Origin of the sequence: Streptomyces sp. NPDC006385 (genome assembly GCF_040612485.1) — a bacterium.
Classification (GTDB): Bacteria; Actinomycetota; Actinomycetes; order Streptomycetales; family Streptomycetaceae; genus Streptomyces.
The window spans coordinates 97,824-112,399 of the sequence record NZ_JBEXQG010000007.1; the positions used below are offsets into that span (position 1 = coordinate 97,824).

A 14,576-nucleotide genomic window follows, 5' to 3' on the forward strand; every position below is an offset into this window, starting at 1 on the left:
CACCAGCTGTAGGCCCAGCTCAGAGGCCACGAGTTGAACGAGCGCCTTCTAAGCGCTTGGCCGCAGGTTCGAGTCCTGCCGGGGGCGCAAGTCTCCGCCCTCCCCCTCGGGAGGGCTTTTTGCTGGTCAGAGCTGGTTCCACTGGACGCAGCCAAGCCTCAGGCCGGCATCGGCTCGGCCTAGGCCGCCGGGCCGCCCGGCCGCCCTCACAGATCCGTCCCCCCGCTGACGTCGATGTACTGCCCGGTGATCCACCGGGAGCCGTCGGAGGCGAGGAACGCCACCACGTCCGCCACGTCGGCGGGCCTGCCGATCCGGTCGAAGACGGACCGCGCGGCCAGGGCGGCCCGGGCCTGCGGTGTGGTCCGGCGCCGGGCGTTCATGTCCGTCTCGATGAAGCCCGGCCCGACCGTGTTGACGGTGATGCCGCGGCCGCCGAGTTCCTTCGCCAGGCACAGGGTCATCGTGTCCAGGGCGCCCTTGGACATGGCGTACGCGACGGACTCGGGGAAGGCGCGTCGTGAGGCGAGCGAGGAGATGTTGACGATGCGCCCGCCGTCCCGCATACGCGGCAGTGCGCTCTGCACGAGGAAGAACGGTGCCTTGGCGTTGACGGCGATCATCCGGTCGAAGACCTCGGGAACCGCCTCCCCCACCGGGCCCGAGCCGCTCACCCCCGCGTTGTTCACCAGGATGTCGAGCGAGCCCTCGACGTCCACCGCCGCCTCTTCCCGCACCCCCGCGTCGAAGGCCTCGAAGACGGCGGCGGCATCGCCCGGCACTCCGAGCTCCGCCCCGACCGGGAAGGCCCGCCCGCCGTTCTTGCGTATCTCCGCGACGACCTCCACAGCGGCGGCCTCACTGTGGCCGTAGTGGACGCCGACGAGTGCCCCGTCCTGGGCGAGCCGCCCGGCGATGGCCCTGCCGATCCCGCGGCCGGCCCCGGTGACCAGTGCGATCTTGCCCGTCAGTGTGCGCTTGGTATCCACGAAGACCCCGCGTGTCGAAAGCCTGTTCCGAGCAAGGCAGCATGCCCCGTCAGCGGGCCAGGAACTGCCCGTACCACCACGCGTGTTCGGCCAAGCTGCGCACCGGCCCCGCTCCTGGGTCCACGCCGACGCCGGCCCAGAAGCCGTCGTCCGCGAACCAGTGGTCCACGGCGAGCATGGCGAGGTGGCGCAGCGCCCGCGGCTGCCCGGCGAGCCGTGTCCGGGCCTCGTCGACGTCCAGGGGTGTGCCCGGCAGGCGCAGGCCGATCCGGTCGGCCACCGTGTCGAGCAGGTCGGAAGTACCCACCGGTTCCGGATGGTTGACGTGATGCGCGCCCGCCAGTTCCCGTTCCGACAGCCCGGCGGCGACCACCGCGCGCCCCAACGCCCGTACGTCGACCACGGAGTGCCGGGCGGTGTCCTCCTTCAGGCTCGCCGACAGCGCCCTCATCAGGGCGACCAGCCCGGGCACCACCCACCGGTCGCCGTCCCCCAGGACGAGGTGCGGGCGCAGTACGACGCCGCCCGCGTCCAGCACATGGCGCTCGGCGGCGGCGCGCGAGCGGCTGGTCGGCGAGGCCGGCGCGAGCGTCGACCCGGCCACGGACGCGTGGGTGAAGGGACCTCGGCCGTACACGGCGGCCGTACTCACGTAGACGACGCGGGCGACACCGGCGCGTGTCGCCTCCTCGACGAGGGCGCGGGTGCCGTGGTCGTTGACGGTCTCGGTGCGCGATTCGTCGTCGCCGATGTGGGAGGCGCAGTGCAGGACGACATCGATGCCGTCGCAGACCCCGCGCAGGGATACCGGCTCGGCCAGGTCCGCTCGTACGACGTCCGCCGCCGGGGTGGCGACGCCGGGGTGCCGTGGCAGGCGCCCGGGGTCGCGCAGGAGGAACCGGACCCGGGAGGGCGCGGCGGTGCCTTTCCACTCCCCCAGTGCCGCGGCGACATGACCTCCGACGAAGCCACTGGCTCCGGTGACGAGGATGCTCGGTGACAAGGTGCGGTCCTCCCGGGACGCGTACGCGGGCTCCGACGCCGTGCCTGGCCGTCACGGTACAGCGCAAGGCCCGGCCTGCGTACCGCGGGTCGCGCGCGTTTCCGTACAGTCGGTTCACCCCGGCCATGAAAGGAACCACCGTGCGGCTGCGCTGTGCTGTGCTCGACGACTTCCAGAACGTGGCGACCGAGGTCGCCGACTGGTCTCCGCTCGCGGACGACGTGGAGGTCGTCCCGTTCACCACCCACATCCCCGACGAGGACGCCCTGGCCGCGGCCCTCGCCGACTTCGACATCGTGGTCACGCTGCGCGAACGGGTCCCCTTCCCCGCCTCCCTGATCGCCCGTCTCCCCCGGCTGAAGCTGCTGATCGCCTCCGGCATGCGCAACTCGGTCATCGACTACGCCGCCGCCGAGGCGCACGGCGTCACGGTCTGCGGCACGGCCAGTTCCTCCACCCCGCCCGTCGAGCTCACCTGGGCGCTGCTGCTCGGCCTCGCCCGCGGCATCGTCCAGGAGAGCAACGCCCTGCGCGGCGGCGGCCCCTGGCAGAGCACGGTCGGCGCCGACCTGCACGGCCGCCGCCTGGGACTGCTGGGCCTGGGCAAGATCGGCAGCCGGGTGGCCCAGGTGGGCCTCGCCTTCGGCATGCGTGTCAGCGCCTGGAGCCAGAACCTCACCAAGGAGTACGCCGACGAGGTCGGCGTCCACCTGGCCGGCTCCAAGGAGGAGCTGCTGGCCGACAGCGACTTCGTCTCCGTCCACCTGGCCCTGAGCGACCGCACCCGCGGCCTGCTCGGGGCGCCCGAACTCGCCCTCCTCAAGCCGACCGCCTACCTGGTCAACACCTCACGGGCGGCCATCGTCGACCAGAACGCCCTGCTCACCGCCCTGCACGAGGGCCGTATCGCCGGCGCCGGCGTCGACGTCTTCGACATCGAGCCCCTGCCCGCCGACCACCCGATGCGCACGGCCCCCCGCCTCCTCGCCACACCCCACCTGGGCTATGTCTCGCAGGCCAACTACGCGACGTACTACGGCCAGGCGGTGGAGAACATCCAGGCGTACCTGGCGGGCGCACCGGTGCGGCGGCTGCCCTGAGGCCCGGCGGTCAGGCGATGTCCGCGTCCCCGGCGTGCGCGGCCTCAGCGTGCGCGCCCCCGGTGTGCGCGGCCTCGGCCGGCCGCCGGTAGACGCCCTCGCTCCGGCGCAGATGGTGCAGGTCGACCAGAGAGCGCCGGAGCGTCACATGGTCGATGTCGTCGCTGTCCTCGCACCAGGCGCGCAGCTTCTCGTCGACCGTCCGCTCCGGGTACGCGACGCCCGGCTCGAAGGTCTGCTCGGCGATGTGCCGCAGCACCAGCTTCTTGCGGGTCCACCGCGCGGGAAGCCGTACCAGCCGCCCGTCGCGGACGAAGGTCCGCAGGACGATGTCGGCCCGCTCGTCCCCGGACGCCGGAGCCCCGGGGGTCGCGGAGTCCTTCTCCCGCTGCGCCGCCGCCCGCGCGTACTCCTTGAACAGGTCGTACGCCACGGCCAGCTCTCCGTCGTCCCCCGCCGTCACCACGCCCTGCTCCCCGAGCCGCCGCAGCGCCACGGCCGTCTCCTTGGGAGACAGCCCCGCCGCCCGGGCGACCTGCTCGGCGCTCCCGGCGCCCAGCGCCACGGCGGCGAAGGCGCGCACCCGGCTCTCCTCGGCGAACAGTCGGACCAGTTGTTCCGTCGGATCGGTTGCCATGCCGGGAGGCTAGTGGACGTCGCCCGCGAAGCTGAGCGAATTTTCCGCCGGCGGTCTCAGGCGTACCGGTAGATCTCGGACACGTCCTCCAGCTCGTCCGGAGTCACGTCCCACGGGGGCATGCGCTCGTGCCGGGCGACGATGCGGTTGCGCTGGTCGCTGTCCCGGCCCGGCGGCCGCGCCGGCAGGTAGCGGTGCTTGCGGTGGCGCCGCTGCCAGCGGGACCACTGCATGTCCATGAAGGCATGGACCAGCCAGAACACGGGGTCGTTGACGGACGCGCCGCCGAGCATGTGTCCCCCGACCCAGCGGTGCACCCGGTTGTGGTTGCGCCACGGGGTGCCGCCGCTGCCCCACCCCTCCATCTTGTTGCGGAAGCCCTTGGAGACCGTCGAGTCCCACGGGGAGACGTCGTAGACGGGGTCCCTCAGCGCCCAGTCGAGATCGGCCTTCGTGGGCAGGTCGATCGGTCTGCGGGAACGGCCCAGGTCCCGGGTGAGGAACCTGCCGTCGGTGATGCCCGCCCTGATGGTCCACCCGCCCGTCCTGAAGGCGAACGGCCCGGTCATCACCTGCCGGTCCCCTCGCCGCCCGTTGCCGCCGAGCAGGTCGTCGGTCCACGGCTTCGACGTGGGGGAACGGTCCCGGGTCCAGTCCCAGTACGGCACCGTCACCGAGTCGTCGACGCGGCGCAGGGCGTTCTCCAGGTCCAGCACGAACTGGCGGTGCCAGGGCAGGAAGGACGGCGCCATATGGGCGGCGCGCAGGCCGCGCTCGCCGTCACCGCGGAAGTGCGCGATGTGCAGCCGTACGAACTCGTCGTACTCGCCACTCCGTTTGAGCTCCAGCAGCGCGTCGACGAACCGCCGTCGCTCGGTGGCCGTCAGCTTGCTCACGTTCTTACGCACGTACACCATGCGCTGCCTCCCTGTGCGGGTGTCCGCCGCCGAACGGCCCGGGGGCCAGGTCGCGCAGTCGCCGGGTGGGCCCGAGTTCGTCGACGGCCGCGCGGGTCGCCTCCAGCGGGGTCCGGTACCAGCTGTAGTGGTCGAGCATGCTCAGCCAGGTGCCGTCGGCGCGGCGCATCAGGTGCAGCGCGTTGCCGTCGACGGTGACGCGCCATTGGGCGCCGAGGGCGCTGAGGCCCTCCAGGGGAAGCGGGGCGCCCTGGATGTGGCGGCCGCGGTAGGTCTCGTCGAAGGGCGGGGGCATCTCCCGCTGCCCGTCCGCGGACTGTGAGGGCCGGGAGGCGGCGAGCACCGGCGTGAGCGCCACGGCGGAGGACGCGAGCAGCAGCCGCGCCACCTCCCGCCGTGTCCGCCGCTTCGGCTCTCCGCTCACCGGGGCGCCCGCCCCCTGGACCGCACCCACCGACACCCCGTCTGCGCTGACGGCCATCGCTCACTCCTCGTACGGTTCGGCTGTTCGTACGAGTAACCGTTCACACCCCTTCGGGGTCACCGCCGAGGCGCCCATACGGCGGTGTCGCCCCACACGCCCGGGCGGTCGGTGCACAGCCCGGAACCCGGCCTCGGGCTCCGTGGTCAGCTCGTCCAGAAGTCCCACCAACGGGTCAGGATCAGCATCCCGACGATCCCGATGTGCAGCAGCACAAGGACCCAGGTGAACTCCGCGAAGAGGGTCCTCACCGGCTCCGGCGCGGGCAGGAAGCCGTCGCGCACGAGGAACGACGTCAGGTACCAGAACAGCACGATCGTCGCGAGCCAGGCCAGGCAGCACCACAGGCACAGGGCGTTGATCCGGTAGAGGGACTCGAACTGCAGCCAGGAGACGAACCCGATCCCGAAGACGCATCCGGCCTCGAAGGCCAGCCAGTACCAGCGCGGGAACGCGGCCCCGGCCAGCAGGCTCACACCGACGCAGACCACGATGCCGTAGGCCACCAGGCCCAGCATGGGGTTGGGGAACCCGAACGCCGAGGCCTGGTCGCTCTCCATCACGCTGCCGCAGGACAGCACGGGGTTCAGGCTGCACCCGGGGGTGAAGTCCGGGTCCTCCAGCAGCTTGAACTTGTCGAGGGTGATGACCCAGGAGGCCAGCAGTCCGGCCGCCCCGCTGAGCACCAGCAGCACCGCGAACGCACGGCTGCCGCCCGCGGTCCGCCGCGAGCCGGGGGCGGGGGCGGGGACGGGAGCGGGAGCGGGGGCGGGGGTCACCATCGCGGGGCCCCGCGGTAGACGCGGACGTAGTCGACGGCGAAGCTGATCGGATCCGGGCCGCAGGGGGCCGGGTGGTGCCGGCCGGCGCACACCGACAGGTTCAGGATCAGATACGCCGACCAGTCGTCGCCGACGCCGGTTGCGTCGCGGCAGACCCTGTCGCCGTTGACGTACCACTCGACGGAACGCGCGCCGTAGCGGGTGCCGATGGTCACCCACCGGTCCGGGGCGATCGCGTCGGCGTCGGTGTGGTACGTCGAGGAGTGGTTGACGTGGTTGGACAGCTCCAGCAGGTTCGGGTTGTCCGGGTGGTACTCGAAGCAGTCGACCTCGTTCGCGCCGTCCTTCCAGGTCCACAGCGCCGGCCAGGCTCCCGTCCCCGAGGGGAGCCGGACCCGGGTCTCGACGTGGTCGCCGGTGCGGACCTGGAAGCCCTCGTCCGAGTACTCGGTGGTGAGCAGCCCGGTGTGCCAGGCCCGCCGGCCGTTCTCGAGGGTGCGGTCGGCCGGTGTGGCGGTGAAGGTGGCCATACCGGCCGAGACGGTCACACAGCCCGGATTCAGCCAATCGAGCTTGTTGTCGTCCGGGTTGTGATCGCAGTAGCGGTAGGCGCTCGATCTGTCGCCGACCCATCTGGCACCCCAGGAGATCGGGGTGTCGAACTCCTCCGACCAGGCCGGGGTGAGCGTGGCGGTGTCGATGGTCATGGCGGCGAGGTTAGGCCACCTGCCGAATTCCCGTTTCAGTCCGCGCAGGCACGCGAACCGAGCCGGGCGCACCATACGATCAATTGATTCGCCGACCAGATGCCAATCCATGCGAATGCCTCCGTGCATTCCATTCTTCACCCCCGCGACTTTCACGCGTATGGAGCAACGCGTCGCTTTTGCAGGGTCCGTGGACTGCTATGTTCTCCAACCGTCGGATCAGAGGTACTTTCAAGCGAGGTGAATCATGAAGAAGGCAGTTTTCACCACTGCGGCGTTGGCCATCGGTGCGGGTCTTGTGGGTGGCTCAGCCGCCGCGGCGTCGGCCGCCTCCGGAGGATCGGGGGTCTCCGCCAGTACGCTCGGGGGTCTCGTGTCCCCGACCAAGGTGAGCCCGGCGATCGTGCCGGCCGCCGACGCCGTGACGCGACTGGCGCGCGACGGCGGTGTCACGAAGGGCAGCGCATTCGACAAGAAGCCCGGCTCGGTGGGAAGTTCGGGCATTTACTTGGACGGAATGGACCCGAAGGCCGCCAAGAGGCCCACGATTCCGGTGAAGAACCCGGCCGGTTCCGGTTCGGTCCAGGTCCACCCGCTGCACGCGCCGACCGCCGCCGGGCTCGGCACCTTCCTCCCCAAGTGACGACCCGGCAACCGTACGAGTCCCTGGTCCCGGAATTCTGAGGCTCTGATCCGGTTCTCGGTACCCACGCACCACCCTCCGGCCCACCGGCCCACTTCCTGGCCGGTGGGCCGGAGGCACGTCGGCGTCCGTTCGTCCCCCTTCATTCGGCCCAACGAACCGGATTTTTCCCGCACCCCGCGCGGATTCCGGAAAACCCGCTTCCCATCCGCGCCCGGGACCCGCTCCAGGAATCACGCCAAAGCCGGATGGGCCGGTCGGCACGCCGCGTTGCGCCATCCGATGGAATCTGTCCCCGTTTGATTGTTCCCGCCGTGACTTATGCGTGCATATACGGGTTTCCTTTTCGTAAGCGTGCGCAACCGTGAATTCAGGAAGGAACCGAGTTGCCCAAGAAGTTCGCGGTCATCACGGCCCTCGCCCTCAGCACCGTCGTCAGCACCGCCGGATTCGCCTCCGCCGGCGAGTACGACGGCAACGGCAAGACCACCACCGTCAAGGGTGGCAGCGGTTTCTCGTCGGCCCCGGTCGTCGTGAACGAGCCTCAGCAGGGCGTTGTCGTCCTCAACGGCAGCCTCGTCGACGCTCGCTGCCTCGCCCCGTGGTCCAACGGAGCCGTCCTCGGCGGCGTCCCCGCGCCGAACTCGCACTACGCCGCCTGCAACACGGCCATCATCAACCAGCAGCAGAACGCCCCGTACGTCGGCGGGCTGCTGTTCTGACGCCTGCTCAGGACAGTTGCCAACAGGCCATTCCCCCAACCAGCCCGGAAAGGCGCAACTCATGCTTAAGAAGGTTACGGCCATTTCCGCCCTCGCGGCCGGTATCGCCCTCGCGGCCGGTGGCACCGCCGCCGCCGACACCAACACCACCACCGTCAAGGGCGGCAGCGGCTTCTCGCAGTCCCCGGTCGTCGTGAACGCCCCCCAGCAGGGGATCCTCGTCGCCAACGGCACGGTCGTCGACCTCCGCTGTGCCGCCCCGTGGTCGAACGGTGCCGTTCTCGCCGGTGTCGTCGCGCCGAACTCGCACTACGCGGCCTGCAACACGGCCACGATCAACCAGCAGCAGAACGCCGCGTACAAGGGCGGCTTGCTGTTCTGACTCCTGCTCCGAGCAATTCGGAGCAGGTAAACCCTAAACGCAGCCCGGAAAGGCTCAGCTCATGCGTAACAAGGTCACGGCCATTTCCGCCATCGCCGCGGGCATCGTCCTCGCGGCCGGCGGCACCGCCGCCGCGGACAGCGACACCACCACCGTCAAGGGCGGCAGCGGCTTCTCGTCGGCCCCGGTCGTCGTGAACGAACCGCAGCAGGGGATCGCCGTCGTCAACGGCGCTTTCCTGGACGCCCGCTGCCTCGCCCCGTGGTCGAACGGTGCGGTCCTCGGCGGCGTCGCCGCGCCGAACTCGCACTACGCCGCCTGCGACACGGCCACGGTCAACCAGCAGCAGAACGCCCCGTACGTCGGCGGCCTGCTGTTCTGAGCAGCGCCTCATCCGATGGCGGCCCGCCGGGTATCCGGCGGGCCGCCATCGCCTGTTGTGCCGTGTCGTGCTCCATGGCGAATCCGGTTCGATGGAAAAACCCGTGGGCCCAGTCCGCGTCGAAGCGCGGACAGGGCCCACGGTCAGAGCGCCGGCAAGGAGGAAAGAGCGCCCACTCAATTGGTCCAACGGCAGTGCATGGCCCATGGTCACCCTGAACCAGCCGTTCGGCCCAATGGCAGAGAAAATATGCACAACGGCGAGGAAAATCCGTACACCCCCTCATATACCGAAGGGCCGGCTCCGCGGACTGCGGAGCCGGCCCGGAACGTCGAGCCGATGGGCGACGAAGTCGAGGAACGAATCGCCTGCCTGATCGCCTACTTGTTGATCGGGAGTCCACCGAGCAGCTGGCCGTCGATCGGGTTGGGCAGGGTGCCGCCGAAGACGGGGGTCTTCACGACTCCCGACCGCTTCACGCCCTTCTTCACGCCGTCCGCCGTGCGCTTGACGTTGTTGCCCACGTAGCCCGTCGGCAGCTTGGCGGCCGAGGGGAGGCTGCGGGCCACCGTCTTCCCGTTGTCGACGAGGCCCTGCGCCGGCATGTCCAGCGCGGCGGCGGGACCTGCGACACCGGCAACGGCGAGGGAGCCCGCGACGACGGCGGCAGCCTTCAGCTTCTTCATCATGTTCCCTTTCCTGGAAACTCGTCTTCCGTAACTCGCGGTGGTCGTAAGGGATTTCATCCCGCAGGACTCGCGAGTGACTCGGTCTCGGTTCTCCTGGGCTAACGACCGGGGACCTCTCGGGAAACTCTGCTGCCCCCGAGTCGCTGGAACTCATACGAAAAGACCCGTTGCCCCGAGCAGGCCATCTCGCCAGCCGATCGGGTGGCCGCGCAGAACCACACCGCCCGAGGGCTCCGAACGGGTGGTCCCACGCGGGAAACCGCTCGCAGAGCGCCGCCATTCCTACCTGACTGACGGGTTTGCAGATAAATATAAAAAAGTGGCAGGTGCCGCTCGTCCCCCGAATCCAGGAAGCGGTTGAAGCACGCACCCTCTCGAACAGACGCGGGATCTTACATCGGGAACGCGAGCCACACATCGTGTTGCTGGTTCGGACTCTTTTCTTCGGAAGGGCAGCCTCGGTCATGCGCATTACGGCGCCGCACATCCTGCATGTCGCTCAGCCCGTCGAGGGCGGAGTCGCGCGGGTCGTGACCGACCTCGTGGCGGCACAGCTCGCCACAGGGCTGCGCGTGACGGTGGCCTGCCCGGAGGGTGGCGCGCTCGCGGACGCCCTGCGCGCGCTGGGCTGCACGGTCATCCGCTGGGACGCGACCCGCTCGCCGGGGCCTCGACTCCCGCGTGAAATGTGGCAGTTGTCGCGGCTGGTGCGCAAAGTGCGGCCGGACCTGGTGCACGCGCACAGCGCGAAGGCGGGGCTCGCGGCGCGGCTCGCGGTGCACGGCCGGCTGCCGACCGTGTTTCAGCCGCACGCCTGGTCGTTCGAGGCCGCCGACGGCCTCGTGGCGCGGCTGGCGCTGGGCTGGGAGCGGTTCGGGGTGCGGTGGACGGCGCGCGTGGTGTGCGTGAGCGAGGCCGAACGGCGGACCGGGGAGCGACGCGGAATCACCGCCGCGTGGCGTGTGGTGCCCAACGGCGTCGACACCGGCAGGTTCCGTCCGGAGGGGGACGGCGCGCGGTCCGGGGACGCGCCGCTCGTCGTCTGCGTGGGCCGGCTGTGCCGCCAGAAGGGGCAGGACGTGCTTCTCGCGGCCTGGCCGGAGGTGGTGCGGCGGGTGCCCGGCGCGCGGCTGGTGCTGGTCGGCGACGGTCCCGACGCGGAGCGGCTGCGCCGCGGTGCGCCCGCGTCGGTGGAGTTCGCCGGTGCCGCCGCCGACGCCGCCCCCTGGTACCGGGCCGCGGACGTCGTGGTCCTGCCGTCCCGTTGGGAGGGGATGGCGCTCGCTCCGCTGGAGGCCATGGCGTGCGCCCGGCCGGTCGTCGTCACGGAGGTGGACGGGGCGCGCGAGAGCCTTCCGCCCGGTCACGCCCCGTCCTGCCTGGTGCCGCCGGAGGACCCCGCCGCGCTGGCCCGGGCGCTCACGGCGCTGCTGCGGGACGAGCCGCTGCGCGCGGCGCTGGGCGTCCGGGGCCGCGCGCACGTGCTCGTCGCCCACGACCTGCGGCACGTGACGGACGCAGTGACCGACCTGTACCGCGAACTGCTCGGCGGCACCGCCGCGCCGGTCGTCGGACCCTACGAGGGCAGGAAGTGCATCACCACATGACCGCGGAAAGCACCGTTGCCTCACCCGCGGGGCAGCACGCGGCGCCGGAGGGCGCCGTCTCCGTTCTCGGCCGGCGCGGCCACTCCGCCGGACGCCGGGCGCCCGTCGGGCGGGGACCCCGTCGGCCGCGGCGGGCCTGCGGGGCGTCGCTGGGGGCCGTCGACGGCGGCGCCGCCCTGACGACCGCCCTGGTCGTGCCCGCGTCGCACAGGTACCCGCTGGTCGTCGCCCTGCTGGCGCTCGGTGTGATCGTTCTGAACCGGCGGGCCTCGTTGTACGACACCTGCGTCGTCCCCGGCGTGCTCGACGAACTCCCCGCCGTCTGGGGGCGGATCGCCGTCGCCTGGGCGGCCGCCGTGACGCTCTCCCCGCTGCGGTCGCTGCCGATGACCGCGCTGGTCGTCGCGGTCGCCGTGCACTGCGGGCTGGCCTGCGCGGGTCGCGCGGCGGTGCACGGGCACCGGCGCCGGGCGCTGCGGCGCCGGCCCTGTCCCGCTCTGGTGGTCGGTCCGGTCGGCACGGCCCGGCGGGTCGCGGCCGCGCTGCTGCGCCGGCCGGACTGCGGGGTGCGGCCGGTGGGGCTCGTCGCCGACGACCCGGAGGTCCTCGGCGACACCGACGACGAGCCCCGGCTGCCGGTGCTCACCACGGCGCTTCAGGCGCGTCGGGCGGTCATCCAGAACGGTGTGGAGACGGTGCTCGTCGTGGGGGCCGCCACCCGGGTGGCGAAGGCCGCTGAGCTGCGGGGGCTCGCCGCGTACGGCTGTCTGCTGTGGGAGCTGGACACGGAGCTGGACACGGACCTGCCGGCGTACGGTCCCGGCGGGGCCCGCGGGGGGGCGGGGCAACTGGCGGGGTTCTCCTGCCGGTTGCTCGGCCCGGAGGGCGGACGGCGGCGCGGCGGGGCGGGCAAGCGGGCGCTCGACGTGGTGCTCTCGGGGTCGCTGCTGGTGCTGACCGGGCCGGTGCTCGCGGTGTGCGCGCTGGTGCTGCGGGTCATGGACGGGCCGGGGGTGGTGTTCCGGCAGGAGCGGATCGGCAAGGACGGGCGGCCGTTCACGATGCTGAAGCTGCGCACGCACCGGCCCGCCAGCGCGCACGAGGCGGCGACCCGCTGGAGCGTGGCGAACGAACAGGACATGAGCCGCTTCTGCCACTTCCTGCGCCGTACCTCGCTGGACGAGCTGCTCCAGCTGTGGAACGTCTTCCGCGGCGACATGAGCCTGGTCGGACCGCGGCCCGAGCGGCCGTACTTCGTCGCGAAGTTCAGCCAGGCGTATCCGGGCTATCCGGCGCGGCACCGGATGCGGACCGGGATCACCGGGCTCGCCCAGATCCAAGGGCTGCGCGGTGACACCTCGATCGAGGACCGGTGCCGTTACGACAACGCCTACATCGACAACTGGTCGCTGTGGCAGGACGTCTGCATCCTGCTGCGCACGGCGGCACAGTTCGTACGGCCGACGGGGAGCTGAGCGCCGGTGAGCACTCCCTCGGCGGTCTCCCTCCCGCTCGTGCCGGCGCCCGCGGTGCTGCGCCGGGTCCGGCCCGTGCTGTCCGTGCTGCCCGTCGTGGCGGTCGTCGTCCTGCTGGGGCTGCCGGTCGCACCGGACCGCGCCGTCACGCCCGCCGACGCGGCCTCGGGGCTGGTCCTGCTGTGCGCCCTCGTCCAGGTCGTACGGCGGGCCGGGCGGCCCCTGACGCGGACGGCGGCGGTCGTGCTGGGGCTGCCCGTGCTCGGCATCGCGGTCGCCGCGGCGGGGGCGGCCGGCACCGGCGACGCGATCACGGGGCTGGCCCGGTACCTGCAGGTGTTCGTGCTCGTGCCGATCGCGGTGCTGCTGCTGGTGCGTGACCGGCGGGGCGCCCGGCTGGTGCTGTGGTCCCTGGTCGGCCTCGCGCTGTGGCAGGGGGCGATCGGCGTGCGCCAGTACCTCACCGGGACGGGGGCCCTGTATCAGGGGGCCGAGATCCGGGCGGTGGGCACGTTCGGGCCGTCCCACGTGATGGCGATGGCGACCGTCGTCGCCTTCGGGGTGGTCGCCGCGACCGGTCTCGCCCTCGGGACACGGGCGCGGCGCCGGCGTCTGGTGGCGGCCGGATGTGCGCTGGCACTGCTTGTGCCGCTCGCCATGTCCTTCAGCCGGGGCGCCTGGATCGCCACGGCGGTGGCCTGCGGGGCGCAGCTCCTGCTGGCCGGGGTGCGGCAGGCGGTGAAGGTGTTCGCCGCGGCGGTCGCCGCCTCGGTGGTGCTGGTGGGAGGGTTCGGGCTGGGCGCCGCGGCGTTGGAGGAGCGGCTGACCAGCATCACGCAGGTCACCGACGCGCCGGACCAGTCCGTCGTCGACCGGTACACCATGTGGGCGGCGGCGGTCGACATGTGGCGCGGGCACCCGGTGACGGGCGTGGGGCTGAGGGGCTTTCCGGCACACCGGGACGGCCACGCCTCGCTCGCGCTGTCGTCGGCCGGCGACACCGGGGGCGCGGGGCAGGCCTTCCGGCGCCAGCCGCTGCTGTCCCCGCACAACATGTACCTGCTCGTCCTCAGCGAGCAGGGCATGCTGGGGCTGCTCACGGTGGCGGGCAGCTGGCTGGCGCTGCTGGTGTGCGCACTGCGACGGCTGCGACGCTTGCAGCGGCTGCGGCGAGGCGGGCCCGCCCGGGACTGTGCGCTCGCGGTGTGCGGGCTGCTGCTGTGGCAGCTCGTCAACTTCCTGTACGCCGACACCGGCGGCCCCTCCGCCGTCCTGACGGCCATCTGCCTCGGGCTCGCCGCCTGGTGGGCCCTGGCAGACACGGAGACGACGGCCCCGCCCACGAAGTCGGGCACACGATGAGCCCCCGCCCGACGACGACCGGGGGCACCGCCGACCAGCCGCCCGGCACCGAACGCCCGCTGCCACCGGGTGACCTGCCCGACCGGGCGACCGGCACGGAAGCCCCGCTCCTGCCCGACGGCCGACCCGCGACCACCGACGCGGACGGTCTGCTCCCCCCAGGCCGCAGACACGACCCGGCGACCAGCCCGAACAGCCCACTCCGATCGGGCGGCCAACCCGCAACGACCATCACCGCCCACCCCCTCCCGACAAGCAGCCGACACAATCCGGCGACCGCCACCGGCCCCCTCCCCCAGACCGCCCAGCCCGATCCGACAACCAGCACAGCAGACCCACACCTGCCCGACGGCCGACCCCCGGCCACCGACGCGGAACGTCTGCTTCCCTCAGGCCCCAGACACGACCCAGCGACCAGTCCGAACAACCCACACCGATCGAGCGGCCAACCCGCAACGACCCACACCACCCACCCCCTCCCGACAAGCAACCGAAACAATCCGGCAACCACCACCGGCCCCCTCCCACAGACCACCCAGCCCAACCCGACAACCGGCACGGAAGCCCCGCTCCTGCCGGGCGGCCGACCCCCGGCCACCGACGCGGACGGTGTGCTGCCGCCAGGCCGCAGACACGATCCGGTGGCCGGCGCGGACGACCCGCTCCAGCCGGGTCACCGACCCGATCCAGCGTCCCGC

16 protein-coding genes and 1 tRNA gene are annotated in these 14,576 nt (G+C 72.0%); 9 read left to right on the plus strand and 8 right to left on the minus strand.

The features are described 5' to 3' along the window. Positions 1–12: 12 nt before the first annotated feature. Positions 13–87: transfer RNA gene (locus ABZ078_RS07660), tRNA-Arg, on the plus strand. 119 nt (positions 88–206) lie between these two features. Here ABZ078_RS07660 and ABZ078_RS07665 read toward each other — a convergent pair. Continuing rightward, positions 207–989 (minus strand): SDR family oxidoreductase, encoded by a 783-nt coding sequence (locus tag ABZ078_RS07665; RefSeq protein ID WP_356572641.1) that lies wholly within the window; start codon positions 987–989, stop codon positions 207–209. Between the two features lie 49 nt (positions 990–1,038). Beyond that, positions 1,039–1,992: an NAD-dependent epimerase/dehydratase family protein gene (locus ABZ078_RS07670; protein WP_356572643.1), complete on the minus strand. Its 954-nt coding sequence runs from the start codon at positions 1,990–1,992 to the stop codon at positions 1,039–1,041. A 140-nt stretch (positions 1,993–2,132) separates the two neighbouring features. Between ABZ078_RS07670 and ABZ078_RS07675 the strand changes: the two genes are divergently transcribed. Then, positions 2,133–3,092, plus strand: coding sequence for a D-2-hydroxyacid dehydrogenase family protein (locus ABZ078_RS07675; protein WP_356572846.1), 960 nt, complete (start codon positions 2,133–2,135; stop codon positions 3,090–3,092). A gap of 10 nt (positions 3,093–3,102) precedes the next feature. Here ABZ078_RS07675 and ABZ078_RS07680 read toward each other — a convergent pair whose 3' ends face one another. The 5 genes from ABZ078_RS07680 to ABZ078_RS07700 all read right to left on the minus strand — a co-directional run bounded on the left by ABZ078_RS07680 (position 3,103) and on the right by ABZ078_RS07700 (position 6,616). After that, entirely contained in the window at positions 3,103–3,729 is a 627-nt protein-coding gene (locus ABZ078_RS07680; protein WP_356572645.1) for a DUF2087 domain-containing protein, read from the minus strand. 56 nt (positions 3,730–3,785) lie between these two features. Next, positions 3,786–4,646, minus strand: a complete 861-nt coding sequence (locus ABZ078_RS07685; RefSeq protein ID WP_356572647.1) for a tyrosinase family protein — start codon at positions 4,644–4,646, stop codon at positions 3,786–3,788. Next, on the minus strand, positions 4,630–5,127 hold the full coding sequence (locus tag ABZ078_RS07690; protein ID WP_356572649.1) for a tyrosinase family oxidase copper chaperone: 498 nt from the start codon (positions 5,125–5,127) through the stop codon (positions 4,630–4,632). Before ABZ078_RS07690 ends, ABZ078_RS07685 begins: the two co-directional genes overlap by 17 nt. A 146-nt stretch (positions 5,128–5,273) precedes the next feature. Beyond that, positions 5,274–5,909 (minus strand): vitamin K epoxide reductase family protein, encoded by a 636-nt coding sequence (locus tag ABZ078_RS07695; protein ID WP_356572651.1) that lies wholly within the window; start codon positions 5,907–5,909, stop codon positions 5,274–5,276. Further along, positions 5,903–6,616, minus strand: a complete 714-nt coding sequence (locus ABZ078_RS07700) for a beta-glucanase (protein ID WP_356572653.1) — start codon at positions 6,614–6,616, stop codon at positions 5,903–5,905. Before ABZ078_RS07700 ends, ABZ078_RS07695 begins: the two co-directional genes overlap by 7 nt. Positions 6,617–6,989: 373 nt before the next feature. Between ABZ078_RS07700 and ABZ078_RS07705 the strand changes: the two genes are divergently transcribed. The 4 genes from ABZ078_RS07705 (at position 6,990) to ABZ078_RS07720 (ending at position 8,745) form a co-directional block, all read left to right on the plus strand. Then, positions 6,990–7,259: a hypothetical protein gene (locus ABZ078_RS07705; RefSeq protein WP_356572655.1), complete on the plus strand. Its 270-nt coding sequence runs from the start codon at positions 6,990–6,992 to the stop codon at positions 7,257–7,259. Positions 7,260–7,645: 386 nt separating this feature from the next. After that, positions 7,646–7,981: a hypothetical protein gene (locus ABZ078_RS07710; RefSeq protein ID WP_356572657.1), complete on the plus strand. Its 336-nt coding sequence runs from the start codon at positions 7,646–7,648 to the stop codon at positions 7,979–7,981. Positions 7,982–8,042: 61 nt separating this feature from the next. Beyond that, positions 8,043–8,363, plus strand: a complete 321-nt coding sequence (locus tag ABZ078_RS07715) for a hypothetical protein (protein WP_356572659.1) — start codon at positions 8,043–8,045, stop codon at positions 8,361–8,363. Positions 8,364–8,424: 61 nt separating this feature from the next. After that, on the plus strand, positions 8,425–8,745 hold the full coding sequence (locus ABZ078_RS07720) for a hypothetical protein (protein WP_356572661.1): 321 nt from the start codon (positions 8,425–8,427) through the stop codon (positions 8,743–8,745). Between the two features lie 380 nt (positions 8,746–9,125). On the opposite strand, the gene ABZ078_RS07725 is transcribed toward ABZ078_RS07720, so the two are convergent. Continuing rightward, positions 9,126–9,431, minus strand: coding sequence for a hypothetical protein (locus ABZ078_RS07725; protein ID WP_356572848.1), 306 nt, complete (start codon positions 9,429–9,431; stop codon positions 9,126–9,128). A gap of 467 nt (positions 9,432–9,898) precedes the next feature. On the opposite strand from ABZ078_RS07725, the gene ABZ078_RS07730 reads away from it, so the two are divergent. Genes ABZ078_RS07730 through ABZ078_RS07740 form a run of 3 tightly spaced genes read left to right on the plus strand, consistent with a single transcriptional unit; the run spans position 9,899 to position 13,878 of the window. Beyond that, on the plus strand, positions 9,899–11,041 hold the full coding sequence (locus ABZ078_RS07730) for a glycosyltransferase (protein ID WP_356572663.1): 1,143 nt from the start codon (positions 9,899–9,901) through the stop codon (positions 11,039–11,041). Further along, a complete protein-coding gene (locus ABZ078_RS07735; RefSeq protein WP_356572665.1) occupies positions 11,038–12,516 on the plus strand; it encodes an exopolysaccharide biosynthesis polyprenyl glycosylphosphotransferase in 1,479 nt (492 codons plus the stop codon). The genes ABZ078_RS07730 and ABZ078_RS07735 overlap by 4 nt, the downstream gene beginning before the upstream one ends. Before the next feature lie 6 nt (positions 12,517–12,522). Further along, positions 12,523–13,878, plus strand: coding sequence for an O-antigen ligase family protein (locus ABZ078_RS07740; protein ID WP_356572667.1), 1,356 nt, complete (start codon positions 12,523–12,525; stop codon positions 13,876–13,878). Positions 13,879–14,576: the final 698 nt, after the last annotated feature.

Coding starts and splice junctions, on each gene's coding strand:
- ABZ078_RS07680 (WP_356572645.1), bottom strand. CDS start 3,729: ATGGCAACCGATCCGACGGAACAACTGGTCCGACTGTTCGCCGAGGAG.
- ABZ078_RS07685 (WP_356572647.1), bottom strand. CDS start 4,646: ATGGTGTACGTGCGTAAGAACGTGAGCAAGCTGACGGCCACCGAGCGA.
- ABZ078_RS07690 (WP_356572649.1), bottom strand. CDS start 5,127: ATGGCCGTCAGCGCAGACGGGGTGTCGGTGGGTGCGGTCCAGGGGGCG.
- ABZ078_RS07695 (WP_356572651.1), bottom strand. CDS start 5,909: ATGGTGACCCCCGCCCCCGCTCCCGCTCCCGTCCCCGCCCCCGCCCCC.
- ABZ078_RS07700 (WP_356572653.1), bottom strand. CDS start 6,616: ATGACCATCGACACCGCCACGCTCACCCCGGCCTGGTCGGAGGAGTTC.
- ABZ078_RS07715 (WP_356572659.1), top strand. CDS start 8,043: ATGCTTAAGAAGGTTACGGCCATTTCCGCCCTCGCGGCCGGTATCGCC.
- ABZ078_RS07720 (WP_356572661.1), top strand. CDS start 8,425: ATGCGTAACAAGGTCACGGCCATTTCCGCCATCGCCGCGGGCATCGTC.
- ABZ078_RS07725 (WP_356572848.1), bottom strand. CDS start 9,431: ATGAAGAAGCTGAAGGCTGCCGCCGTCGTCGCGGGCTCCCTCGCCGTT.
- ABZ078_RS07730 (WP_356572663.1), top strand. CDS start 9,899: ATGCGCATTACGGCGCCGCACATCCTGCATGTCGCTCAGCCCGTCGAG.
- ABZ078_RS07735 (WP_356572665.1), top strand. CDS start 11,038: ATGACCGCGGAAAGCACCGTTGCCTCACCCGCGGGGCAGCACGCGGCG.